General features: G+C 68.3%; 18 protein-coding genes and 1 riboswitch. Of the genes, 9 read left to right on the forward strand and 9 right to left on the reverse strand.

The window, feature by feature from the left end:
- Positions 1-18: 18 nt before the first annotated feature.
- From ASC81_RS01060 to ASC81_RS01075, 4 genes are all read left to right on the forward strand, one after another.
- Complete coding sequence (locus ASC81_RS01060) at positions 19-699, forward strand: glutathione S-transferase (RefSeq protein WP_056264123.1); 681 nt, start codon at positions 19-21, stop codon at positions 697-699.
- Between the two features lie 170 nt (positions 700-869).
- A complete protein-coding gene (gene pepQ / locus ASC81_RS01065; RefSeq protein WP_056261570.1) occupies positions 870-2,186 on the forward strand; it encodes a Xaa-Pro dipeptidase in 1,317 nt (438 codons plus the stop codon).
- A gap of 3 nt (positions 2,187-2,189) precedes the next feature.
- On the forward strand, positions 2,190-3,017 hold the full coding sequence (locus ASC81_RS01070) for a DUF6624 domain-containing protein (protein ID WP_056261572.1): 828 nt from the start codon (positions 2,190-2,192) through the stop codon (positions 3,015-3,017).
- Between the two features lie 20 nt (positions 3,018-3,037).
- Positions 3,038-4,054 carry a hypothetical protein gene (locus ASC81_RS01075; RefSeq protein ID WP_056261574.1) on the forward strand — a complete coding sequence of 339 codons (1,017 nt, stop codon included), beginning with the start codon at positions 3,038-3,040 and terminating at the stop codon, positions 4,052-4,054.
- Between the two features lie 14 nt (positions 4,055-4,068).
- Here ASC81_RS01075 and ASC81_RS01080 read toward each other — a convergent pair whose 3' ends face one another.
- The 7 genes from ASC81_RS01080 to ahcY all read right to left on the reverse strand — a co-directional run bounded on the left by ASC81_RS01080 (position 4,069) and on the right by ahcY (position 13,187).
- Complete coding sequence (locus ASC81_RS01080; RefSeq protein WP_200946667.1) at positions 4,069-6,324, reverse strand: hypothetical protein; 2,256 nt, start codon at positions 6,322-6,324, stop codon at positions 4,069-4,071.
- Between the two features lie 101 nt (positions 6,325-6,425).
- Positions 6,426-6,890: a low molecular weight protein-tyrosine-phosphatase gene (locus tag ASC81_RS01085; RefSeq protein WP_056261577.1), complete on the reverse strand. Its 465-nt coding sequence runs from the start codon at positions 6,888-6,890 to the stop codon at positions 6,426-6,428.
- A 19-nt stretch (positions 6,891-6,909) separates the two neighbouring features.
- On the reverse strand, positions 6,910-9,219 hold the full coding sequence (locus ASC81_RS01090; RefSeq protein ID WP_056261580.1) for a TonB-dependent siderophore receptor: 2,310 nt from the start codon (positions 9,217-9,219) through the stop codon (positions 6,910-6,912).
- Between the two features lie 62 nt (positions 9,220-9,281).
- A complete protein-coding gene (locus ASC81_RS01095; RefSeq protein WP_056261583.1) occupies positions 9,282-9,911 on the reverse strand; it encodes an OmpW family protein in 630 nt (209 codons plus the stop codon).
- 244 nt (positions 9,912-10,155) lie between these two features.
- The gene (gene metF / locus ASC81_RS01100; protein WP_056261586.1) at positions 10,156-11,016 is read right to left on the reverse strand and encodes a methylenetetrahydrofolate reductase [NAD(P)H]; all 861 of its coding nucleotides are present in this window, start codon (positions 11,014-11,016) and stop codon (positions 10,156-10,158) included.
- Positions 11,013-11,759 carry a TlyA family RNA methyltransferase gene (locus ASC81_RS01105; RefSeq protein ID WP_056261587.1) on the reverse strand — a complete coding sequence of 249 codons (747 nt, stop codon included), beginning with the start codon at positions 11,757-11,759 and terminating at the stop codon, positions 11,013-11,015. The genes metF and ASC81_RS01105 overlap by 4 nt, the downstream gene beginning before the upstream one ends.
- Positions 11,760-11,768: 9 nt before the next feature.
- Positions 11,769-13,187: an adenosylhomocysteinase gene (gene ahcY / locus ASC81_RS01110; protein WP_056261590.1), complete on the reverse strand. Its 1,419-nt coding sequence runs from the start codon at positions 13,185-13,187 to the stop codon at positions 11,769-11,771.
- 74 nt (positions 13,188-13,261) lie between these two features.
- Positions 13,262-13,337, reverse strand: a riboswitch (S-adenosyl-L-homocysteine riboswitch).
- Between the two features lie 68 nt (positions 13,338-13,405).
- Here ahcY and ASC81_RS01115 point away from each other — a divergent pair.
- Positions 13,406-14,416, forward strand: coding sequence for an aldo/keto reductase (locus ASC81_RS01115; RefSeq protein WP_056261592.1), 1,011 nt, complete (start codon positions 13,406-13,408; stop codon positions 14,414-14,416).
- Here ASC81_RS01115 and ASC81_RS01120 read toward each other — a convergent pair.
- Both ASC81_RS01120 and ASC81_RS01125 read right to left on the reverse strand, forming a co-directional pair.
- A complete protein-coding gene (locus ASC81_RS01120; protein ID WP_056261596.1) occupies positions 14,413-15,510 on the reverse strand; it encodes a DNA glycosylase AlkZ-like family protein in 1,098 nt (365 codons plus the stop codon). The genes ASC81_RS01115 and ASC81_RS01120 overlap by 4 nt on opposite strands.
- Positions 15,494-17,215, reverse strand: a complete 1,722-nt coding sequence (locus ASC81_RS01125; RefSeq protein WP_056261598.1) for a sensor domain-containing diguanylate cyclase — start codon at positions 17,213-17,215, stop codon at positions 15,494-15,496. Before ASC81_RS01125 ends, ASC81_RS01120 begins: the two co-directional genes overlap by 17 nt.
- Before the next feature lie 199 nt (positions 17,216-17,414).
- Between ASC81_RS01125 and yajC the strand changes: the two genes are divergently transcribed.
- From yajC to ASC81_RS01145, 4 genes are read left to right on the forward strand one after another with little or no spacing between them, the layout of a single operon-like run.
- Positions 17,415-17,738, forward strand: a complete 324-nt coding sequence (gene yajC, locus ASC81_RS01130; protein ID WP_056261600.1) for a preprotein translocase subunit YajC — start codon at positions 17,415-17,417, stop codon at positions 17,736-17,738.
- A 56-nt stretch (positions 17,739-17,794) separates the two neighbouring features.
- The gene (gene secD / locus ASC81_RS01135) at positions 17,795-19,699 is read left to right on the forward strand and encodes a protein translocase subunit SecD (RefSeq protein WP_056261603.1); all 1,905 of its coding nucleotides are present in this window, start codon (positions 17,795-17,797) and stop codon (positions 19,697-19,699) included.
- Positions 19,700-19,708: 9 nt separating this feature from the next.
- The gene (gene secF, locus ASC81_RS01140) at positions 19,709-20,743 is read left to right on the forward strand and encodes a protein translocase subunit SecF (RefSeq protein WP_056261606.1); all 1,035 of its coding nucleotides are present in this window, start codon (positions 19,709-19,711) and stop codon (positions 20,741-20,743) included.
- A gap of 45 nt (positions 20,744-20,788) precedes the next feature.
- Positions 20,789-23,272: a DUF1631 family protein gene (locus ASC81_RS01145; protein WP_056261608.1), complete on the forward strand. Its 2,484-nt coding sequence runs from the start codon at positions 20,789-20,791 to the stop codon at positions 23,270-23,272.
- Positions 23,273-23,276 lie beyond the last annotated feature (4 nt).

Raw genomic sequence — 23,276 nt, forward strand, 5'->3', positions numbered from 1 at the left:
CCATGAATGAAAGGTCCCATGAAGCTCTACATCGGCAACAAGAACTACTCGTCCTGGTCCATGCGCAGCGGCGTCCTGCTGGCGGCTTTCGGCATTCCCGTCGACGAGGTCAAGCTACGCTTCGACTTCAGCGAGGGCTCTGAATGGAGCCGCGTCATCTCGGGCATCACGCCCACCAAGCGCGTGCCGGTCATCGTCGAGGATGACGGCTTCACCGTGTGGGACACGCTGGCCATCACCGAGTACATCGCCGACCGCCATCCCGAGCACGCCATCTGGCCGCGCGACGTGAAGGCCCGCGCCCGGGCGCGCAGCCTGTGTGCGGAGATGCATGCCGGCTTCATGCGGCTGCGCACCGTCTGCCCGATGAACATCGAGGTGTTCTTCCCCGATGTCGGCGCCAGGCTGTGGGCCGAGGACGAGGCGCTGCGTGCCGATGTGGCCAGGCTGGATGCGGCCTGGAGCGATGCGCTGGCCGGCAGCGGCGGCCCCTTCCTGTTCGGCGCCTTCAGCGCGGCGGATGCCTACTTTGCGCCGGTCGCCGTGCGGCTGAGCCGATTTGGCTTGCCGGTATCCGAGGCGGCAGCGGCCTATCGCGACGCGCTGCTGGCGCATCCGGCGGTGGAGGACTGGGTGGCGGACGCGCTGCGGGAGCAGGACTTCATCGTCGAGGACGAGCCTTACCGCAAGAGCCGCTGACCCAGTTGGCGTTGCGTCCGGGCTGCGAGCATTGCGGGGCCCTGCTGCCGCCTGGAAAGTGCTCGCGTCTTTGCGGCGGCGGCGTCTGCCAGACAATCCAAAGTCCACCGTATCGCCACAAGCGATGCCCCAAGCTGCAAGCCGAAACCGCTGAGATCCAGGACCGCCGCATGAGCCTTTACCTCGACCATCTCGCCACGCTGCAACGCCAGGCGGAATCCGCGCTGGAGCGAACCGGCTTCGACATGCTGCTGATCGCCTCCGGCATCGAGAAGTACGCCTTCCTCGACGACCGCCCCTATCTCTTCCAGCCCAACCCGCATTTCAAACACTGGCTGCCGCTGACGAATCACCCGCACTCCTGGCTGGCGGTCAGGCCCGGCAGGAAGCCGCGCGTCGTCTACTACCAACCCGACGACTACTGGCATGTGCCGCCGAGCGCGCCCAGCGGTGAATGGGTGGATGCCGTCGAGCTCGTCGTCATCCGCGAGCCCGAAGATGCGGCCAAGGCGCTGGCCGATGTAGTCACGCCGCGCTCCGCCATCCTCGGCGAGCCCGACGCGGCCCTGCCTGGGCTGCTGCCCAACAATCCCGAGCCGCTGCTCAACCTGCTGCACTGGGCGCGCGGCGTGAAGAGCCCGTATGAGCTGACCCAGATGCGCGCCGCCCAGCGCCGCGCTGTGCCAGGGCACAACGCAGCGCGCGCGGCCTTCCTGCGCGGTGAGAGCGAGGCGGGCATTCATCGCGCCTACCTGCTCGCCACTGGCCACACCGACCGCGACCTGCCCTACAGCAACATCGTCGGTCTCAACGAGCATGCGGCGGTACTGCACTACCAATACCAGGACGAGAGCCCGCCGGCCGAAGTGCGCAGCTTCCTCATCGATGCTGGCGCGCAGGTGAACGGTTATGCCAGCGACATCACACGCACCTGGGTCGCGCCCGGCCATGACGAATTCGCGGCGCTGGTCGCGGCAATGGAGCGTGAACAACTCGGCCTAGTCGACCAAGTGCGTGAGGGCGTCGACTACCGCGACATCCACCTCAGTACCCACCGCCGCATCGCCCGCGTGCTGCGCGGGGCGGGCGTCGTCAACATGAGCGAGGAGGCCATGGTGGAAGAGGGCGTCACCAAGCCCTTCTTCCCGCATGGCATCGGCCACCTGCTGGGCCTGCAGGTGCATGACGTCGGCGGTTTCATGGCCAGCGAGACCGGCGGCGTGGCCGACAAGCCCGAGGGCCACCGTTACCTGCGCCTGACACGGCCGCTTCAGGCCGGCATGGTGGTGACCATCGAGCCGGGGCTCTACTTCATCCCGACGCTGCTGCGCCAGCTGCGCGCGTCGCCGCAGGGCGCGAACGTCGACTGGGACTGCGTCGAGCGCTTGTCGCGCTACGGCGGCATCCGCATCGAGGACGACGTGGCCTGCCGCCCCGCCGGCGAGGCGCCGGAGAACCTGACACGGGACGCGTTCGCAGTGGGGTGACGCGTGCAAGCGGTGCTGAAGTGCGCAGCAAGCCTCGTCTTGGCGAGTGGCGCCGCCGCGGCGGCGGCGAGCGCGGAACTCGTGCTCCCTTGTCCAGGCTACAGCGGCCAAGCGGTCCCTGACACCATCGTCAAGGCGGTCCGGGAAGACTACAGCGGTGCGGAGATCATTGGCAGGGGCAGCAATGGCGTCTGCCGGATCGTGCTTCCGCCGGGGGCCTTCTGGGTGAAGGCTGAGTCGTCTGAGGCGCGCTCCGTGGCAATCCGCGTAGTCGACGCCACGGCGCCGGGACGCATTCTGCGCATGCTGCCGTTGAAGGGTGCCGAAGCAGACTTGCAGCAGAGCTTGGCAGCGATGGTCCGGCGTGATCAGCAGGTGCGCCGCGCCCTTGAGGCCGCGCAGACCCAGGCCGATCAGACGCGCATTCAGGAGGCAGAGCGCGCGTTGATGGAAGCAGACGCGGTCCATGCGTCCGAACTCAAGCGTCTGCTGGAGACGCGTGGTATCCCCACGGCTGCCGAGGTGGGTATCGATGGCGTCGGCGCCGTGTGGCTGCTGCTTCAGCATTCACCGGACCTGATGGCGCAGCACATGCCGGGCTTGCGTGCGGCGGCGGCGGCGGGAGAAATTCAACGGTCCAATCTGGCGCTCAGCGAGGACCGCGTCGACATGATTCAAGGGCGACCGCAGCGCTACGGCAGTCAATTGCAACCCGGCCCGGACGGAAGATTGGCGCGGTACAGATGGGCCGACCCCGACGACGTTGATGTCCGTCGCGCAGAGATGGACCTGGAGCCACTGCGCGCCTACCTGAAGCGCTTCGATCCATGAGGGGTGCATGCTTGCTTTGCATGGCAGTCGGTGCCGCCGGTGCGTGGGCCGCGGACGCGCAACTCGGCCGTGTCGAGGTGCAGGGCGAGGCGGCCATCGCGCGCGAGAAGAAGACGCTGGCCCAGCTCTTCAAGGCCCAGGCGCTGTTCGAGAAGTACCACGCGCTGGCGCCCGCCGCTGCGCTGAAGTTCAAGGTCTATGCGCGCACCCAGGCGGAGAGCGCGCAGCGCCTTGAGCTGGCCCTGGTGACGCCGGCGGGCCGCCAGCCGGTGCCGCTGGACGACGAGGACCGCTTCGTCATCGACCCCGCCTGGCGCGTGCTGGATGAACGCATCGAGCTGCGCAGCCGCCTGGGCGATGGCCGCGTGACCTGGCGGCCCGACATCCGCACGCCTGGCGTGGCCGAAGGCGAGCGCCGCCTGGGCGACCTGCGGCTGCAATGCCGCGTCGGCTTCGGCAGCGGCGTGGCGCGTGGCAGCAGCTGGTTCGGCGGGCTGCTGTCCTTCAGCTTCGATGACTGCTGGGACCCGGACTGGAGCCCCAGCAACTTCGCCGACCGGCCGGTCTTTGCGGTGACGCTGGTGCATGGCGAGCGCCGGCGGGTGCTCGGCGCGCGCCTGCTGCACGGCCTGCGCGACGACGGCGGGCCGGACTACGACTGGGGCTATTCGCTGCGCGAGCGCATGTTTCGGCTGCCCATCGGCGACACCAGCTGGCCGGACGACACGCGGGTGGTTTTCGAGGCCATGGACGACCCGCCCGCCCCGCCCGACCCGGCCGTGCAGGCGCTGCCGCAGTCTTGGGCCAAGGCGGCGCTGGCCTTGTCACCCGGCCTGTCGCCGGCCGAGGTGGCCGAGCGCATGGGCGCGGCGCGCGACGACCTGCGTTTCGAATCGGGCCGGCGGTTGCAACGGCACCTGCACGAGATCGGCACGCCGGATCAGCCCCGGCAGCTGGAGCTGGTCACGCTGTTCGACGCGGAGGACCGGCTGCTCAAGTCGTCGTTGCGGCGGCTGGCGCCGCCTGTCAAACGCTAGCGGCTGTCACGTTGCTAGGGCCTGGGGTCGCCGTAGAGCACACCCCGCCCATGCGTGCCGACGTAGACGCGGCCGTAGACCTTGGGGTCGCCGCTGACATGCAGGATCAGCCCCCACTGATGCGCGTCGTCCTTGATGCGCCGCCAGGTCGCTGCCCCGTCGGTCGAGCGGAAGACGCCGTACTGGCCCGAGACGGTGCCGACGAGATACAAGGCGGGCTCCGCAGCGCCGGGCGCCGCGCGGCCGAAGCCGAAGGCGTGGATCTGCGTGACGGCGGGCTGGCGCTTGAAGGCCTTGCCGTCGCCAGCGCGGTACAGCCCGTGGAAGGCGGCCAGCCACAGATCGCTTTCGCGACCCGGCGTGGCGTAGAGGCGGTCCTGGCCGCCGCGGCTGTCGCCCCGGCCGGTGAGGTTGTGGCTGCCGGTCGTGGCGCGGGTGACGGGGCCGTCAGGCAGGGCGAGGGGTCGGGCGCTGAAGCTGAGCCCCGCGTCGTCGCTCGCATAGATCTTGTCGTCGAACAGCGCCATCGCGTGGAAGCGCCGCGGGTTCACGCGGTCGGCGATGACGCGGGTGCCGGCGGGGAGGCCTTTCACGGCCGTCCAGCTGTCGCCGCGGTCATGGCTGACGTGGGGCGTGCTTCCCTTGGGTGTCCAGATCCAGGCCTGGCCGTTGGCGGACACGGCAACGTGGCCGTCGCCCGATTTGGCAGCGGGGACGGTGGCGGGTTGGTGCCAGGTCTTGCCGCCGTCCAGCGAGTAGCCCAGGTTCTTGCCGCCGTCGCGTGCGTTGCCGATGCGCACGATGACTTCGGGCGCGGCTTCAGCGCCAGCCACGTCGTGCGTGTTGCCGAAGAAGGGCGGCTTGGGGTTGCCGGGTGCGGGCTTGTCGAGGTCGGCATGCACGAAGCCCGAGTAGTCGCCGATGGCCGTCACCAGTGGCACGCCCTGGGTCGGGCTGTGCAGGGCCAGCGCGACCGTTTCCTCGATGCCGGTGGCCATGATGCGCCAGTGCGTCGGCTTGCCGGCGTCGGCCTGCGTCAGGTCCAGCGTCTCCCAGCCGCCGTAGCCGGTGGTGAACAGCGCGTGGTCAGGGTTGGCGGGGTTGATCTTGACATCGTAGAGCCAGTGCAGGTGGGTGTCCGCGGCGTAGGGCGCAAACGCGGCATCGAAGCTGGCGCGATTGAACAGCGGCTGCCAGGTGGCGCCGCCGTCCGTGCTGCGGAAGAGCTCGTCCCCACCGGGGCGGCCGGCGGTGCTGGCGAGCAGGCGCTGCGGGTGGGCCGGGTCGACCGTCACGGTCGCATAGCCGAAGGGCTTGGTGGCGCTGGGGCGCTCGGGGGTGATGTCGGCCCAGGCCTGCTTGGCGACGTCGTAGCGCCACAGGGCGCCGTCCTTCATGCGGTGCGGGCCGGGATCGCTGGCGTAGGCGACGTACAGGTGCCCATCGCTGGCCAGCGACGCCCGCATCGGGCGGTGCTGTGTGGGCGCGCCGGGCACGGCCTGCCAGCTGGCGCCGGCATCGCGGCTGACCCACAGGCCGGGCCGACCGACGACCGACACGCCGGCGTAGATCGTGCGGCTGGGCTGGCCGCGTGTGCCGCTTGCGGGGTCGAAGAGCACGAAGTTGATGGTCGCCTTGCCATCGCTGCCGCCCCAGCTCGGCAGCGGGCCGTCAGCGGCGTCGCGGCGCCAGGCCGAGTCGGGAAAGGCATCCACGCGCTGGAAGCTGGCGGCCGCGTCGGTGCTGCGCCAGAGGCCGGCCTGGCGGCTGCCGAGGTAGAGCACGCGGCCGTCGTTGGGGTCCACCGCCAGGCGCTCGCCGTTGCCGCGCCCGCCCTCATTGCCACCGAGCTTGAAGGGCAGGTCGGTGCGCTGGAAGGTGCGGCCGCGGTCCTTCGAGCGCAGCACCGCGCCGTTGGGCACGGCGGGGTTCGTGTAGGTGCCGCAGGCGAGGTAGAGCGCGTCGGGGTTGTTCGGGTCGACGGCCAGGCTCTCGACACCCATGAGGTTGACTTCGGCCAGCGGCAGCCAGTCCAGCAGCGGTTGCCAGGGGCCGGTGGCCGTGTCGCGGCGGTAGGCGCCGCCCATGTCGGTGCGGGCATATGTCAGGCCCGGCACCGCCGGCTGGAAGACGATGCCGTCGACAAAGCCGCCGCCGACGATGGCGACGGGCCGCCAGTGGTAGGGCGCATGGGCCGGCGGCGCGGCCTGGGCCGATGCGCTGGCGAGCGCCAGCAGGGCAGCGCCCAGCAAGGGCTTGATGGGGTTCATGTCTCCGGCACCGTCTCGTTAGATGTGCCGGCAATCGTAATTTGTTCGCCTGGCGAACAAATCAGGCTTACCCCCGGAAACTCGCTGTCACCGCCGCTGGTTCAGCGCTTGCGCAGCGTGGCGATCAATCCGTCGCAGGCGGCTTCCACCAGGTCCAGCACCTCGTCGAAACCCGCCGCGCCACCGTAGTAGGGGTCGGGCACATGCTGCTTGCCGGTATGCGGCGCGTAGTCCAGCAGCAGCTTCAGGCGATGGCGCTGCGCCGGCGGGCAAAGGCGTTCGGCATGGGCAAGGTTGTCAGCATCCATCGCCAGCACGAGGTCGAAGCGCTCGAAGTCCGCCGCCAGCAGCTTGCGGGCGCGCAGCGGGCTCAGGTCGTAGCCGCGTTTGGCGGCGTGCTCCTGGCTGCGTTCGTCGGGCGGCGCGCCGATGTGATAACCGTGCGTGCCAGCGGAGTCGACCTCGATGTCCAGCCCCGCCGCCTTCAGCTTGGCGCGCATGACGCCGTCAGCCGTCGGGCTGCGGCAGATGTTGCCCATGCAGAAGAAGAGGATGCGGCGCGTCATGGCCGCATTCTCGGCGCGCTCAAAAGCGCATGTCGGCCCGCAGCGAGATCACCCGGAAGGTCTTGTTGCGCGACCAGCTCTCGGTCAGGTATTCGTGCTGGGTGACGCTGTTGCTGCTGATGCCCTCAGAGCGCGCCTCGGCATCTCGCGGCAGCAGGTTGGCCATGGACAGGCGCCAGTTGATGCCGTCGCGCACCGCGCCGCTGCTCCACGACAGGTAGGCGTCGAACTGGCGGCGGGCGTTCTCGTCGCGGCGCAGCGTTTGCGTCTGTTGCACGCGCGTGCCGGGCACGTAGCTGGCGTTGAAGCCGCTGCCGAAGTTCTGGCCCAGCGCCTTCCAGCGGTGGTCGATACCGAAATTCAAGCTGCCGCGCGGCTGCTGGTCGAGCCGGTTGTTGGCACCGGAGATGCCTTTGACCTTGCTGTCGAAGACCGCGAGGTTGAAGCGCAGCAGCATCAGCTGCAGCTCCGCCGGCGCGTCCTCCCAGAGTTCGTCCATGCGGGCCTTGAACTCGAACTCGACGCCCATGGTGCGCGCGCCTTCCATGTTGCGCGGCCGGCTGACCCAGCGCTGGGCCGTGTCCCAGGAGACGGTCTCCAGCATCACCTCGCTGCGGATCAGGCTCTTGATGTCGCGCACAAAGGCCGTGCCCGAGATGACGCCACCGGTCGGCAGCCAGTGCTCCAGGCTCAGGTCGACGCCGGTGGCCAGCTCGGGCTTGAGGTCCGGGTTGCCGGCGCGGTCGGCATGGGTCTGGTAGTTGGGGCCGTCGGGGTAGGTGGCGTTGATGCTGGGCCGGGCGACGAGGTCGTTGAGGTTGGGCGAGCGATAGCTGCGCGTCAGGCTCAGGCGCACCTGGTCCTTGGGGAAGGCGGCGGGCTTCCACAGCAGGTGGAACAGCGGCGACACCACCTGCGACACATTGCGCGTCTCGGGCAGCACGCCACTGGCGTCGGCCGTGGTCTCGATGCGCTCGTAGCGCAGGCCCGCGTAGACGGACCATTGCTTGGTGGGGCTCCACTCGTCCTGGGTGTAGGCGGCGAAGCGCTCGTTACGCGAACCCAGCGTTTTGCCGAACCTCACCAGGCCGGGCAGCACCTGGCCGTTGACGAGCGTGTCGCGCACCTGCGTGCGCTCGCTGCGCTCGGCCTCGAAGCCGCTGACCCACTGGTGCTCCTGCGCGGTCTTCAGGCTCCACTTGCCGCCCAGGCTGTTTTGCGTTTCCTCGACGCTGTTGTGGTCGTCTTGAATGCGCTGGGTCGTGACGCCCGCAACGGTCAGCGTGTCGCGACGGTGGCTGTTGCCGGTGTTCTTGAAGCCACCCGTGCCCAGACGCAGGTCAAAGCTTTCGCCGACCTTGGGGCGGTAGTTGGCCGACAGGTTGAGCCGCACGTTGTGCATGCGGCCGTCGTTGTCACCGCTGATGTCGCGAAAGCGTGTGCCCTCGGCGTTGCTCTGGCTGCTGCCCTCGTTCTGCGAGAAGGCGAAGAAGGGCGAGATGTTGAAGCTGAGCGTGTCGCTGTACTTCCAGCGCAGCCGCGCGTTGCCGTTGAGGTTGGCGCTGTTGCCTTCGCTGGTGCCGACCTGCGTCGTCTCCTCGACGATCTGGCCAGTCTCGGTGTCGGTGACGCGGTTGCCCGAGTCGATGTTGTTGAAGCGCCGCCGGATGCCGCCGTTGGTGGACACCGCGCCAACGAACTCGTCGTTGTTGGCGCCGCCCCAGCGCAAATTGCGCGTCCAGCTGAAATCGGCCTGCGGTTCGTTGCGGTCCTGGCCCAGCGTGAAGCGCAGTTCGTGGTTGGCCTTGACCAGCGGCTCGCGCAGGATGATGTTGATGGTGCCGGCGACGGCCCGCGCACCGGTCTCGGCGGTGGGGGCGCGGTAGATCTCGATGCGCTCGATCTGGTCGGGCGGCAAGTCCTCGACCGCAAAGCCGGCCGGCGCGCGCTCGCCGTCCACCAGGATTTGCGTGAAGCCGCTGCCCATGCCGCGCATGCGGATGTCGCCGCCGCGGCCCGGGCGGCCACCAAGGGTGACGCCGGGCAGGCGGCGCAGCACGTCGCCCAGCACGGTGTCGCCGTACTTGTCCAGGTCCTCGCGGTCGATGACGATCTTGCTGGCCGTGCTGTTACGGCGCCGGCTGTTGGCCGTGGGGCCGCTGCTGACCTCGACGCGTTCGAGCTGGTTGGCGCTGCTGGCGGCCGACGCCGGTACGCTGGCCGCCGGGGCGGATTGCGGGGGCTGGGCAGAAGGGCGGGCGGGCGGGGTCTGGGCCGTGCAAACGGCGCTGACGCAAAACCCGGCCAGCGCGAGGAGTAGGCGGCTCATGACGGCCGCGATTCTCTATGCGCGGGCAACCCGCCCGCCATGTAAAGCGCGCATTTACATGATCAGAAGCGCCAGCCCAAGCCCACGCTCGCCAGCGTCGGGTCGACCTTGAACTTGCCGACCGCCGCGCCACCGGAATACACGGTGGTCTTGAGAGCCACCTTCTTCAGGTCGACGTTCAGGGAGAGCCCCGGGCTGATCTCGATGTCGGCACCGGCCTGCCAAGCCAGGCCGACGCTGTTGTGCTTGATGCTAGGTTTCAGCGCGGCCTGCACGGCGGGCGCGAACTTGACGCTGGAGAAGTTGGTGTAGTTCAGGCCCGCGCCAACATAGGGGCGCACGCCGCCTGTCCGGTTGAAGTGGTACTGCAGCGTCAACGTGGGCGGCAGATGCTTGAGCGAGCCGATCTCGGCGCCGTTGGAATACAGCCTGTGCTTTTGCGGATAGGTCAGGACCAGCTCGGCAGCGATGTTGGGCGCGAGGAAGTAGCTGATGTCCAGCTCGGGAAAGGTCTTGTTGTTGACCGACAGGCCCAGGCCCAGGCCCGTGCCGTCCTTGTTGGCCGAGTCCAGGTGCAGGGCGCGCACGCGCACCAGCCACGGGCCTTCGTCGCCATCCTTGGCCAGGGCGGGCTGCAGGCTGAGTGCGGCAGCGGCCAGGGCGGCCAGGCGCAGGGCGGGGAGGAACTTCATCAATGACTCCAGGTGATGGGACGAATCCCGATGGAGACATTGCACGCGCCGCCGTGCCGGCGCGATTTGAGGCAACACAAGCTCGCGTTCAAACGCGAGCCGGGTCAGTCGTGAGTTTGCGTTGGATCAGACTTGCGGGCCGAGCGCAGGGCCGCTCCCAAGCCGGTCCGCGTGGGGTGATGCTTGCCGGTCGATCCGGCAAGCATCAACGTCCCCAAGGGGGACCGACCGGGCTTGCCCGCGTTCAGCGAGGCAGACCGGGCGAGGGGCTCTGACGATCGAGGCCGAGGCGCTTGCATAACTCCAGCGTCAGCGCGCTCTGGTTGAGCGTGTAGAAGTGCAGGCCCGGCGCGCCGCCGGCGATAAGGCGCTCGCAGAGCTTGGCGGCGACATCCAGGCCGAACGCGCGGATGCTGGCCGTGTCGTCCATGAAGCCTTCCATCTTCATCTGCACCCAGCGCGGGATCTCGATGCCGTCGCGCTGCGCGAACTGGGCGATGCGGCCATAGTTGTGGAAGGGCATGATGCCCGGCACGATGGGTTGCGTCACCCCGAGCCTGCGGGCCTCGTCGACGAAGTGGAAGTACGCGTCGGCGTTGAAGAAGAACTGCGTGATCGCACCGTCGGCGCCGGCGTTCATCTTGTCGGCGAAGTGCTGCATGTCCTTGGCGGCGTAGCGCTGCTGGGGGTGCACTTCCGGGTAGGCCGCGACCTCGATGTGCCAGTCCTTGCCTTGCGTCTCGCGGATGAAGCTGACCAGCTCGGACGCATAACGGAATTCGCCGGCGGTGGCCGTGCCGCTGGGCAGGTCGCCGCGCAGGGCGACGACGCGGTGGATGTCCTGGGCGCGATAGGTGGCCAGGATCTCAGCGATGTTCTCTCGCGTGGAGCCGACGCAGCTGAGATGAGGCGCGGCCTCGAAGCCGGCCGCGGCAATGTCCATCACCGCGCCCAGCGTCTTGTCGCGCGTGGAGCCGCCGGCGCCGTAGGTGACGCTGAAGTATTGGGGCGCGAGCGCGCCCAGCTCCTGCACGACGGTCTTGAGCTTCTCGACGCCGACGGGCGTGTTGGGGGGGAAGAATTCGAAACTGACAGGGGTGGTCATCGAGTGGCCCACAAGAAGAATTCTCGGTTGCCATCACCGCCGGTGATGGAGCTGTCGAAGTAGTCGAGCACGCGCAGGCCCAAAGCGGTGCAGGCCAGGCGCACGCGGCCTTCGAGGCGGGCGTAGTCGGCCGGGTCCTTGACGAGGCCGCCCTTGCCCAGGGCCTGCGGCCCCAGTTCGAACTGCGGCTTGATCAGCACCAGCAGATGGCCGTGCACTTCCAGCCAGGGCAGCAGCTCGGGCAGGCTGCCCACCATGGAGATGAAGCTCAGATCGCCGACGATGAGCGGAAAGCCACCGGTCGGCGAGTGCGCGCGCAGCACGTCCAGCTCGCGCACATGCGTGCCCTCCAGCGCCGTCACGCGCTGGTCGTCGTGCAGGCGGGCGTGCAGCTGGCCGTGGCCCACATCGATACCGACGACATGGTTGGCGCCATGGGCAAGCAGGCAGTCGGTGAAGCCCCCGGTGCTCTGGCCGATGTCGAGTGCGGTGACGCCCTTGATGTCGGCCTGCGTGCGGGCGATGGCGCCTTCCAGCTTGAGCCCGCCGCGCGACACATAGCGCAGCTCCGCGTCGTCGGTGACGCGCAGCTGCGCTGTCTCGTGCAGGTCCTCGCCCGCCTTCTTCAGCGCGGTCCAGCCGGTGGGCGAGGCCCATTCGGCTGCGCCGTTGCCGATCAGGCGCTGCGCGGCCGAGCGCGTGGGTGCCAGGCCCTGGGCGACGAGAAGCTGGTCAGCGCGCATCGACTCTTTTCAGTATCGGTAGGTGTCGGCCTTGAAGGGGCCGGCCCTGTCCACGCCGATGTAGGCCGCCTGTTCCTCGGTCAGCGTCGACAGCTGTGCATTCAGCGTGGTCAGCTGCAGCAGGGCGACCTTCTCGTCCAAGTGCTTGGGCAGCACATAGACCTTGCCGGCTTCGTAGCGGTCCTGGTGGGCGAACAGCTCGATCTGGGCGATGGTCTGGTTGGCGAAGGACGAGCTCATCACATAGCTCGGGTGGCCGGTGCCGCAGCCCAGGTTCACGAGGCGGCCCTTGGCCAGCAGGATGATCTTCTTGCCGTCGGGGAAGCTGACGTGGTCGACCTGGGGCTTGATCTCGTCCCAGCCGCAGTCTTCGATGGACGCGACGTCGATCTCGTTGTCGAAGTGGCCGATGTTGCAGACGATGCTGTTGTTCTTCATCGCAGCCATGTGCTCGCGGCGGATGACGTTCTTGTTGCCCGTGGCGGTGACGAAGATGTCGGCCTTGTCGGCGGCGTATTCCATCGTCACGACGCGGTAGCCCTCCATCGCGGCCTGCAGCGCGCAGATGGGGTCGATCTCGGTCACCCAGACCTGGGCCGACAGTGCGCGCAGCGCCTGCGCCGAGCCCTTCCCCACGTCGCCGTAACCGGCCACGACGGCGATCTTGCCGGCCACCATCACGTCGGTGGCGCGCTTGATGGCGTCAACCAGGCTTTCGCGGCAGCCGTAGAGGTTGTCGAACTTGCTCTTGGTGACGGAGTCGTTGACGTTGATCGCGCGGAACTGCAGCGTGCCCTTGGCGGACATCTCGTTCAAGCGGTGCACGCCGGTGGTCGTCTCCTCGGTCACGCCGATGATCTCGGCGGCCTTGCGGGTGTACCAGCTGGCATCAGTGGCGATCTTGGCCTTGATGGCCGCGAACAGGATGCGCTCTTCCTCGCTGCTCGGGTTGGCCAGCACGGACAAGTCCTTCTCGGCGCGCTGTCCCAGGTGCATCAGCAACGTCGCGTCGCCGCCATCGTCCAGGATCATGTTGGGGCCTTCGCCCGGCTCGCCCTTGCCGCCGAATTCGAAGATGCGGTGGGTGTAGTCCCAGTAGTCTTCCAGCGTCTCGCCCTTGTAGGCGAACACGGGTGTGCCGACGGCGGCCAGCGCGGCGGCGGCGTGGTCCTGTGTCGAGAAGATGTTGCAGCTGGCCCAGCGCACCTGCGCGCCCAGCGCCTGCAGGGTCTCGACCAGCACGGCCGTCTGGATGGTCATGTGCAGCGAACCGGTGACGCGCGCGCCCTTCAGCGGCTGCGTGGCGGCGTACTCTTTGCGGATGGCCATCAGCGCCGGCATCTCGTGCTCGGCGATCTTGATCTCTTTGCGTCCCCAGTCGGCCAGCGACAGGTCCTTGACGATGTGGGCGGGAAGATTGGCGGTCATGCAGAGCTCCTTCAAGCGAATGAAGCCGCTGGTGCACGCGAGGGGATCAGGACATCACCCAGGCACGGTCGGCCAGCGGGTGAGCGCAGTTGCAAGAAGAGTTCCGAGCCTGGCCTCAAAAGGTGCTGAGGTTGCAACGCTCCTCGGAAGCCGCGCATTCTAGGCGGCTCGACAGGGCCTTTGCAGCTCGCGCGATGATGACCACAAGGAGTTCCCCGATGACTAATGCCGTTTCCGCACAAATCCCGCCCCGCCGCCTGGGCGCTGGCGGTCCCGACGTCTCGGCACTCGGCCTGGGCTGCATGGGCATGTCCGACTTCTACGGCCCGGCCGACGATGCGCAGTCGCTGGCGGTGCTGCACCACGCGCTGGACATCGGCATCAACTTCCTCGACACCGCCGACATGTACGGCATTGGCGCCAATGAAAGGCTGCTGGCCCGGTTGCTCGCTGAGCGCCGCGACGAGGTCGTCGTGGCGACCAAGTTCGGCCATGTGCGTGCACCGGACGGCGCGGTCTTGCGCATCGACGGCAGCGCGGCCTATGTGCGCGAGGCCTGCGATGCCAGCCTGCAACGCCTGGGTGTCGACCACATCGATCTTTATTACCAGCACCGCGTCGACAAGCGCGTGCCCATCGAGGAGACGGTGGGCGCGATGGCCGATCTCGTCAAGGCCGGCAAGGTGAAGCATCTCGGCCTGTCCGAGGCCGGCGCGGCGACCATCCGCCGGGCCCATGCCGTGCATCCGATTGCCGCGGTGCAGACCGAATACTCGCTGTGGAGCCGTGACGTCGAGGCCGAGGTGCTGCCGACCTGCCGCGAACTCGGCATTGCCCTGGTGCCCTACAGCCCGCTCGGGCGCGGCTTCCTGACCGGCGCCATCCGCTCCGCCGACCAGCTGGCCGCGGACGACCGCCGCCGCATCCACCCGCGCTTCCAGGGCGAGAACCTGGACCACAACCTGGCGCTCGCCGATGCGCTGTCGGCGCTGGCTGCCGAATGGAGCTACACGCCGGCCCAGCTCGCGCTGGCTTGGCTGCTGGACCAGGGCGACGACATCATCCCCATTCCCGGCACGCGCAGCATTGCCCGGCTGGACGAGAACGCGCTGGCGGCGCGCGTTCAGCTTGACGCCGCGCGGCGCGACCGTATCGAGGCATTGCTGGCCGCGCATGCCGTCGCCGGCACGCGCTATCCGGCGGCGCAGATGCCGACGTTGAACGCCTAGAGGCCGAGGAAACCGGTCAGGCGCTGGATCTCTTCCTCCAGTGCCGCCTTGAAGCCGGCGTCGCGCGGCGCGCGGCCACTGACATAGCCGCAATCCACCTGCAGCTGCCCGCCGCGCACGCCAGCGTTGGCCCAGCCGATGACCTGGTCGCGCCACAGCAGCGGCAGCGCGTAATGGCCGCGCACCCGCTTGGCCGCCGGCGTGTAGGCCTCGAAGCGGTAGGCCCAGCCCCACAGCAGCTCGAAACGCCGGCGGTCCCAGACGACGGGATCGAAAGGCGCCAGCAGCCGCACTTGAGACGGGATGCGCCAGCCACGCGCCGGGTCTTCGTCGGCCGGCCAGTACCAGTCGGTGCCGTCGATGGTGGCATGGCCCAGGCGTTCCTTGGCACGCTGCAGCGTGGTCTTGCGTAGGGACTCCCACTGGTGGGCGCCGTGGAAGAGCATGTTGATGAGCTGGGACAGGCTGCCCGCCGGCAGCGGCGCGTATTTGCGCACCAGCACGTCGGCCATCGCGTCCATGGCGGCCTGCGGGTCGGCGTGCGCCTGCCAGCCTTCGGCCAGCCGGTAGACCCGCGTGCCGCTGTCGCGCCGGACGACGTCGAGATGGCCGCGGTAGTGCAGGCCGTCAAGCAACTCGGTCGACAGCCGGCTGTTGCCGCCGAACCAGTTCTTCACCGGGCCGTGGCCGAGCGCGGCGTCGACCTGGGCGGGGTGGGCCTCGCCCAGGCGCTCGACCTCGGCCAGCACGGCCCGGGCGAGTTGCCAGCGCGGCTCTTCCCAGACGCGGCGTGCCGTGCGCGGATGCATCAGCGCCCGCAGCTCGGGCGTGACGAAGCCGTAGTTGATGAAGAAGTCTTCCTGCAGCGGCAGGCGCGGGTAGCGGCGCTCAAGGTCGCCGGCCTGGTAGCCCTTGACGCGGTGGCGCAGCGTCAGGTCTTGCGCGCGGGCCGGTGCGCGCAGCGGGTCGGCCTGAACGAAGCCGCCGAGCTTCTCGATGGCCTTGAGCAACGTTGTCGGTGTGAACAGGCTGCGCGCCACGGCATGGCGGCGCAGCGCCGGGAGGTCGAGGCGAGAGTCAGGGCTTTGAGGCATTGCTGGTGGGGGGCTGCTGCTTGCGGGCGTACATGTCGGCGTCAGCATGCCGCAGCAGGCCCTCGGTGTCTTGGCCGTCGTCGGGATAGAGGGCGATGCCGAAGCTGGCGCCGAGCTGGAAGTCGGCTGGCGCTATTGCCCCCAGGCTTTCCAGCGGCGCGCGCACTGCGGCCTCCAGGTGGGCGCGCGCGGCTTCGGCATCGGCGCGGTTCTCGACCGAGTCGAGCAGCAGCACGAATTCATCGCCGGCATAGCGCGCCACGATGTCGCCGATGCGCACGCCCGCTCGCAGGCGCTGCCCGGTCTCCTTCAGCACCGCATCGCCGACGCCATGGCCGAAGCGCTTGTTGATGTCCTTGAAGCGGTCGAAGTCGATGAACATGACGGCGAACGGCCAGCTGTCGCCGCGGCGGCGCTGCTGCAGGATGCGGTCCTCGATGCGGCGCAGGATGGCGCTGCGGTTGGACAGGCCCGTCAGCTGGTCGGTCAGCAACCGCCTTTGCATGTCGGCAAAGCTGCGCGCAAGCTCGCCAAGCTCGTCGGTGCGGTGCACGTCGGGCGGCTCGTCCAGCACGCCGTCGCCGACGCGGCGGGCGGCTTCGGCCAGCTCGCGCAGTTCGCGCGTGACGATGCCCAACACGGCCCAGCCGAGGCCGAGTGCGATCACCACGCCAAGGCCCGCCAGCACGGCGGCCTGCACGAAGTTGCGTTGCACGCCGGCCAGGAAGTCGGCGCGTGGCACGGCGACGATGATGAGCCAGTCCAAGCCCAGCGCCGGGTCGAGGCGGGCATAACCGAGCTGCACACTGCGCCCGTCGGCGTCGCTGAAGCTGGTCGTGCGCGGCGCCGTGCCGGTCGCGTCGCCGCCGGTGGCGCCCTGTCGGCGCACGGCGTCGAAGGCGGCGGCCACGAGGGGGTCGGGGCTCTGGGCCGCGGTGAGGCGCTCGTGCCGTCCTGCGGCCAGCGTCTGCATGTGCGCGCCACGCGACACGCCGATGAGCTGGCCATCGGCCTCCATGACCATGGCAACGGCGTTCTCGGTCAGCGCTGCGCGCTGCAGCAGGGCGTTGACCTGCTTGAGCGGCAGGTCGGTCGCCGCCACGCCTTCGGGCTCGCCCACGTCGTTGCCGACGCGCTTGGTACGCGTGGCGACCAGGTCCAGCGTCTTGAAGTCGATGTAGACCGGTGTCCAGCTCAGGGGCGCGGGACTGGCCAGGGCGGCCTGGTACCAGGGCCGCTCGCGCGGCTCGAACACCTTGTCTTCGATCACCGGTGAGCGGGGCTCGCCCGTGATGCCGCTGAGCCGGTAGAGGGTGCGGGGACCCTCCCCCAGCACTCGCAGGCGCAGCTCGGCCTCCTGCTCCGAGAACCGCCACAGACCAATGAAATGACCATGCCGGTCGCCGTAATAGACGTAGTTGTTGGGATCGCGATGCACCGATGTGGCCAGCCAGAAGCGGCTGCGCAGGCTGTCCAGCTCGCGCTCGATGTTCCCGGGCGCCGGCAGGCCGGTGGGCGCCGCCGCTTCGAGCACGGCATCGGCGCCGCCGACATGGCCCTCAAGCGCCGCTGCGATGCGCCCGACTGCCTCGACGAGGAGCTGGCTGGACAGGGTGTCCACCGTGTCGCGCCCGGCCCGCCAGGACAGCGAGCCCATCAGCAGCACCAGCGCCAGCACCAGCACGACGTAGGGCAGCGTCAGCAAGCGGCGCAGGCTCAGTCGGTCAGTGAGTCTCCTGATCGGCAAGGAAGTGTTCCGCAGCGGTGGTGGCCGCAGCAGGTTAGCAGGCCGCGGGGCGCTCGCGCAGCTCGGCCGACAACGCTGGCCAGAGCGAGAACAGCGCCGCACTAGAATTCAAGGTTGCTCTGCAGTTTGTCGCGGCGGCTCACCCAAGGAATTCAACGTGTTCATCTCCAACGCCTATGCCCAGGCCGCCCCGGCGGCCGCCAGTTCCGATTCCGGCCTCCTCGGCATGCTGCCGCTGGTGCTGATGTTCGTGGTGCTGTACTTCGTCATGATCCGGCCGCAGATGAAGCGCCAGAAGGAACACAAGGCCATGATCGAGGCGGTGCAGAAGGGCGACGAGGTCGTTACCGCCGGCGGTGTCCTCGGCAAGATCAGCAAGCTGGGCGACAACTTCATCCACCTTGAAGTCAGCAATGGCGTGGAACTGCAGATCCAGCGCAGTGCCATCACCCAGGTTCTCCCTAAGGGCAGCTTGAAGTAACCGGCCCTGCGCCCATCTCCGTCGGCAGCCGTCTAGGCGCCGACAAGGAAGTCCCCATGAACCGCTATCCGCTCTGGAAGTACGCGATCCTGCTGGTCGCGCTGCTGATCGGCACCCTGTACACCCTGCCCAACCTGTTCGGCGAAGCGCCCGCGGTGCAGGTCTCCAGCGCCAAGGTGACCGTCAAGATCGACACCTCGGTGCAGGAGCGCATCGAGGCAGCGCTCAAGGCTGCCAGCATCCAGGCGGACTTTGTCCAGCTGGAAGGCAATTCGATCAAGGCCCGGTTCGGCGACACCGACACCCAGATCAAGGCCAAGGACACGATCAGCAAGGCGCTGAACCCCGACCCGGCCGACCCCACCTACATCGTCGCGCTGAATCTGCTGTCGCGTTCGCCGCAATGGCTGAGCAAGATGGGCGCCTTCCCGATGTACCTGGGCCTGGACCTGCGCGGTGGCGTGCACTTCCTGATGCAGGTCGACATGAAGGCCGCGCTGACCAAGAAGGCCGAGGCGCTGACCGGCGACGTGCGCCTGATGCTGCGCGAGAAGAGCATTCGCCACGCCGGCATCAGCCGTGACGGCAACGTCGTGCAGATCGCCTTCCGTGACGCGGAGCAGCGCGCCAGCGCCACCGAGCTGCTGAAGACGCAATTGCCCGACGTGGTCTGGACCCCGCAAGGCGAAGGCGGCGAACTGCGCCTCGTCGGCAGCCTGGCACCCCAGACCCAGGTGGCCGTGCAGGAAGCGGCGCTCAAGCAGAACATCACCACGCTGCACAACCGCGTCAACGAGTTGGGCGTGGCAGAGCCCGTCATCCAGCAGCAGGGCCTGGACCGGGTCGTGGTGCAGTTGCCCGGCGTGCAGGACACAGCCAAGGCCAAGGACATCATCGGCCGCACCGCGACGCTTGAGCTGCGCATGGTCGACGACAGCACCGAAGCTTTGGAGGCGTTGCAGGGCAATGGCCCTGTGCCCTTCGGCACGGAGCGCTTCATCGACCGCGGCTTCGGCCCCATCATCGTCAAGCGCCAGGTCTTGCTGACTGGCGACAGCCTGAACGACGCTCAGCCGGGCTTCGACCAGAACCAGCAGCCGGCCGTGCACCTGACCGTGGACGCCAAGGGCGCGCGGATCATGAAGGAAGTCTCGCGCGAGAACATCGGCAAGCGCATGGCGATCCTGATCTTCGAAAAGGGCAAGGGCGAAGTCGTCACGGCCCCCAAGATCAACGACGAGCTCGGCAACCGCTTCAGCATCTCCGGTGCCATGACGACGCAGGAAGCCGCTGACACGGCGCTGCTGTTGCGCGCCGGCTCGCTGGCCGCGCCGATGGAGATCATCGAGGAGCGCACCATCGGCCCGAGCCTGGGCAAGGAGAACATCGAGAAGGGCATCGCCAGCGTCACCTGGGGCTTCGTTGCGGTGGCTGCCTTCATGTGCGTCTACTACCTGTTGTTCGGCGTGTTCTCGTCGCTGGCCCTGGGCTTCAACCTGTTGCTGCTGATTGCGGCGCTGTCGATGATGCAGGCCACGCTGAGCCTGCCGGGCATCGCGGCTATCGCGCTGGTGCTGGGCATGGCCATCGACTCCAACGTGCTGATCAACGAGCGCGTGCGCGAGGAACTGCGGGCGGGCGTGTCGCCGCAGCAAGCCATCCACCTCGGCTACGAGCGCGCCTGGGCGACCATCTTTGATTCGAACGTCACGACGTTGATCGCCGGTGTGGCCCTGCTGGTCTTCGGTTCCGGCCCGATCAAGGGCTTTGCCGTCGTGCATTGCCTCGGCATCCTGACGTCAATGTTCTCGTCCGTCGTGTTCTCGCGCGGCCTCGTCAACCTCTGGTACGGCCGCAAGAAGAAGCTCAAGAGCGTGTCCATCGGGCAGATCTGGCGGCCAGACGCCGACAAGCCCGCCGCAGGGGCGACCGAAGTGACCGACGGGGCCGCCAAGGCTTAAGGATTCAAGATGGAACTCTTTCGCATCAAGCGCGACCTGCCGCTGATGAAGCATGCGTTGATCTTCAACGCCATTTCCTTCATCACCTTCGCCGCCGCCGTGTTCTTCCTGGTCACGCGCGGCCTGCATTTCTCAATCGAATTCACCGGCGGGACTGTCATCGAGGTGGCCTATGCGCAGGCCGCCGAAGTCGAGAAGACCCGACATACCGTCGAGCAGATGGGCTACGGTGAGGTCCAGGTGCAGAACTTCGGTTCTTCGCGCGACGTCATGATCCGCCTGCCGATACGTCCGGGTGAGAAGCAGACCGAAGTAGTCGACAAGGTTTTCAGCCAGCTTTGCAAGGCCGAGGTGGGGACCGTCACCCACCACAACCAGATCACACCGCAAGGCGAACAGGTCGACAAGCAGATCTGTGCCAAAGCCGATGGCGCCGAACCGATCAAGCTGTCGCGCTCAGAGGTTGTCGGCCCTGCCGTCGGCGCGGAACTCGCGCAGGACGCAGCCAAGGCGCTGGCCGTGACGGTCATCGGCATCATGATCTACTTGGCGATCCGCTTCGAATGGAAGTTCGCAGTCGCCGGCATCATCGCCAACCTGCACGACGTGATCATCATCCTGGGCTTCTTTGCCTTCTTCCAGTGGGAGTTCTCGCTGGCGGTGCTGGCGGCCATCCTGGCGGTGCTGGGCTACTCGGTCAACGAGTCCGTCGTCATCTTCGACCGGGTGCGCGAGGCCTTCCGCAAGTTCCGCAAGATGAACACGCACGAAGTCATCGACCACGCCATCACGTCGACGATGAGCCGCACCATCATCACGCACGGCTCCACTCAGCTGATGGTGGTGTCCATGCTGCTGTTCGGCGGCCCGACGCTGCATTACTTCGCCGTCGCGCTGACCATCGGCATCCTGTTTGGCATCTATTCCTCGGTGTTCGTTGCTGCGGCGATCGCGATGTGGCTGGGCGTCAAGCGTGAAGACCTGGTGAAAGTGGCCGTCAACCGCGACGACCCCAGCGACCCGAACTCCGGGGCCGTCGTGTAGAGTGAAGCGAACCCCGCCAACCAGCCGAGTCGCCGCCCTCGCTCCATGACCGCCGCCCGCAACCAGGCCCTGGCCACCCAGGCACGGCGCGTCTATCTTGAAGCGCTGGTGCGCGGCTTGACGCCCCTGGTGGCCGCGGTCGGCCAGGGTGCCGGCCAGCTGCTGGCACAGGGTGCGCCGCACGCCATCATGATGGCGCGTCGTGACGCGGTGCAGGCCTGGCAGAAGTTGGGGCCGAACTGGCAGATGGCGGTCGTTGGCGCGCTGCGCCACGCGGCCCTGCACGGTGTCTCAGACAACGCTCGCGACCCTGAACCTGCGGCGCCGGCCCAGTCGCAGAAGATGAGCCTGGTCGACGACTCGACCATCGAGCGCGAGATCATCAGCTCACGCCTGGCCCTGGTCATGATGGACCGTGCCACCTGGGAGTTCACCGACCTGCGCACCCGCATGCAGGTGCTTGAGGCCCATGATGATCTGGAGCCGCTGGACCTGCTGCGCGCCCATGTCATTGCCCGCGTTGCCTTGGATGCCTGGACCCGCGTTGGCCTGGACGCCAACGTCTGGCAGCTGCTGCACAACGAGCTGCACGAGGAGTTCGCCCAGCTCATCAGCGAGGCCTATCACGAGACCAACCGCTGGCTGATCGCGCAGAAGGTGTTGCCCGACGTCGACCTGCGGCCCTTCATCCGGCGCACCGCCCAGACCCCGGTGGCGGCAACGGCCCCGGCTGCGGGTGTGCCTGCAGCCCCGTCAGCGGCGCCGTCAACATCATTCCCCCCCTTTCCGCCGTTGCCGCCGGTTTCGCCGGGCCCTGGCCTCGGCCCCACTTCCGGCCCGGGGGCCATGCCCGCGCTGCCCTCGGTGCGCAGCAAGGCCAGCAGCCAGGCCGATGAAGTCATGGCCCAGCTGCAGCGGGTGCTGGCCCGTCACGTGCCGGGCTTTCCGGTTACCAAGAGCCAGGTGCCCGCCCGGCCTGGCGGCGGCAAACCCAGCCTTGCCGACGTGACACCGAGCCACCCGGGCGCGCTGACCGGCGGCGCTGGGCGCCCGGTCGCCGACGCTGCCAGACCTTCGCTGGCTGACGCGCCGTCGGTCGCCGCCTCGCCGCGGCTGATGGGCGCCATCAAGCATGCCCAAGAGTCGCTGCAGCGTCGCCCCGCCAGCGCTGGCGATACCGGCGGCGGTGCCATCAGCACACCGCGTGCGCTGGAGGAGATCGGCGCGCGCAACCAGGCCTTCAAGCAGGTCCTGAAGCAGGCCGCCAACACGCCGGCCGAGCGCGCGACCATCGAGATCGTCGCGATGATGTTCCAGAGCATCCTGACCGAAGAGCGCATCCCGGCCACCGTGCGGGTCTGGTTCGCGCGGCTGCAGATGCCCGTGCTGCGCGTGGCCGTCAGCGAGCCCGACTTCTTTGCCGCCGCCGACCACCCGGCGCGCCGCCTCATCGACCGCATGGGCGCCTGCGTGATGGGGTTCAACACGGCGCACAACAGCGGCCCCGGCACCGAGCGCGCCAGCAGCGATGCGCTGGAACGCGAGATCAAGCGCGTCGTGCAGGTCGTGGAGGCCTACCCCGACACCGGCCGGCGCGTCTTCGCGACCGTGCTGACCGAGTTCGAGAAGTTTCTCGACCACTACTTCGAGAACGAGAACCAGGCTTCCAAGCGCGGCGTCTCACTGGCTCAGCAGGTCGAGCAGCGCGAGACGCTGGCCATCCAATACACCATCGAGCTGCGCAAGATGCTGTCCGAAGTGCCGGTGCAGGACGGTGTGCGCGACTTCCTCTTCCATGTCTGGGCCGATGTGCTGGCCGTCACGGCCGTGCGCGCCGGTCCGCAGGCCGACGTGACCAAGGTGATGAAGCGCGCCGCGGCCGACCTGATCTGGAGCGCAAGCTCCAAGGCCTCGCGCGAGGAGCGCGCCGACGTCATCCGCCGCCTGCCGCCGCTGCTCAAGACGCTGCGCGACGGCATGAGCCATGCCGGCATCCCGATCGACAAGCAGGATGAGCATGTGCGCCAGCTCAACAACGCGCTGGCCGCGGCCTTCACGGCCAAGACCGCCGCCATCCCGCGCGAGCGCCTGGACGAGCTGATGGACCAGCTCGAAACGCTGGAGGCCATGCTGCCCGAGAACGTCGACGGTGACACCCATGTCGACGAGATGCTGGTGCGCGACCTGTCCGGCCACGAGTCCGACGGCATGGAAGTGGTGGCCGAGGGTGGCTCCGCGCCGACGCCGGCCATGGTGGCCTGGGCACGCGAGCTGCAGGTCGGCGGCTGGTTCATGCTGGACTACCGTGGTCGCAACGAACAGGTGCAGCTGGCCTGGCGCGGTCTGCGCAAGCAGCTGGCACTGTTCGTCACGCCCAAGGGCCGTGGCGTGCTGTTCTCGCTGAACCGCATGGCCGCCTTCCTGCAGGCCGGCCTGTTGCTGCCAGCGCAGGACGAGGCGCTGACCGTGCAGGCCACGCGCAAGGCCCTCGCCAAGCTGGATGCCGACCCCGAACAGCTGCTGAAATGACAAA

Origin of the sequence: Pelomonas sp. Root405, from assembly GCF_001425165.1 — a bacterium.
Lineage (GTDB): Bacteria > Pseudomonadota > Gammaproteobacteria > Burkholderiales > Burkholderiaceae_C > Pelomonas.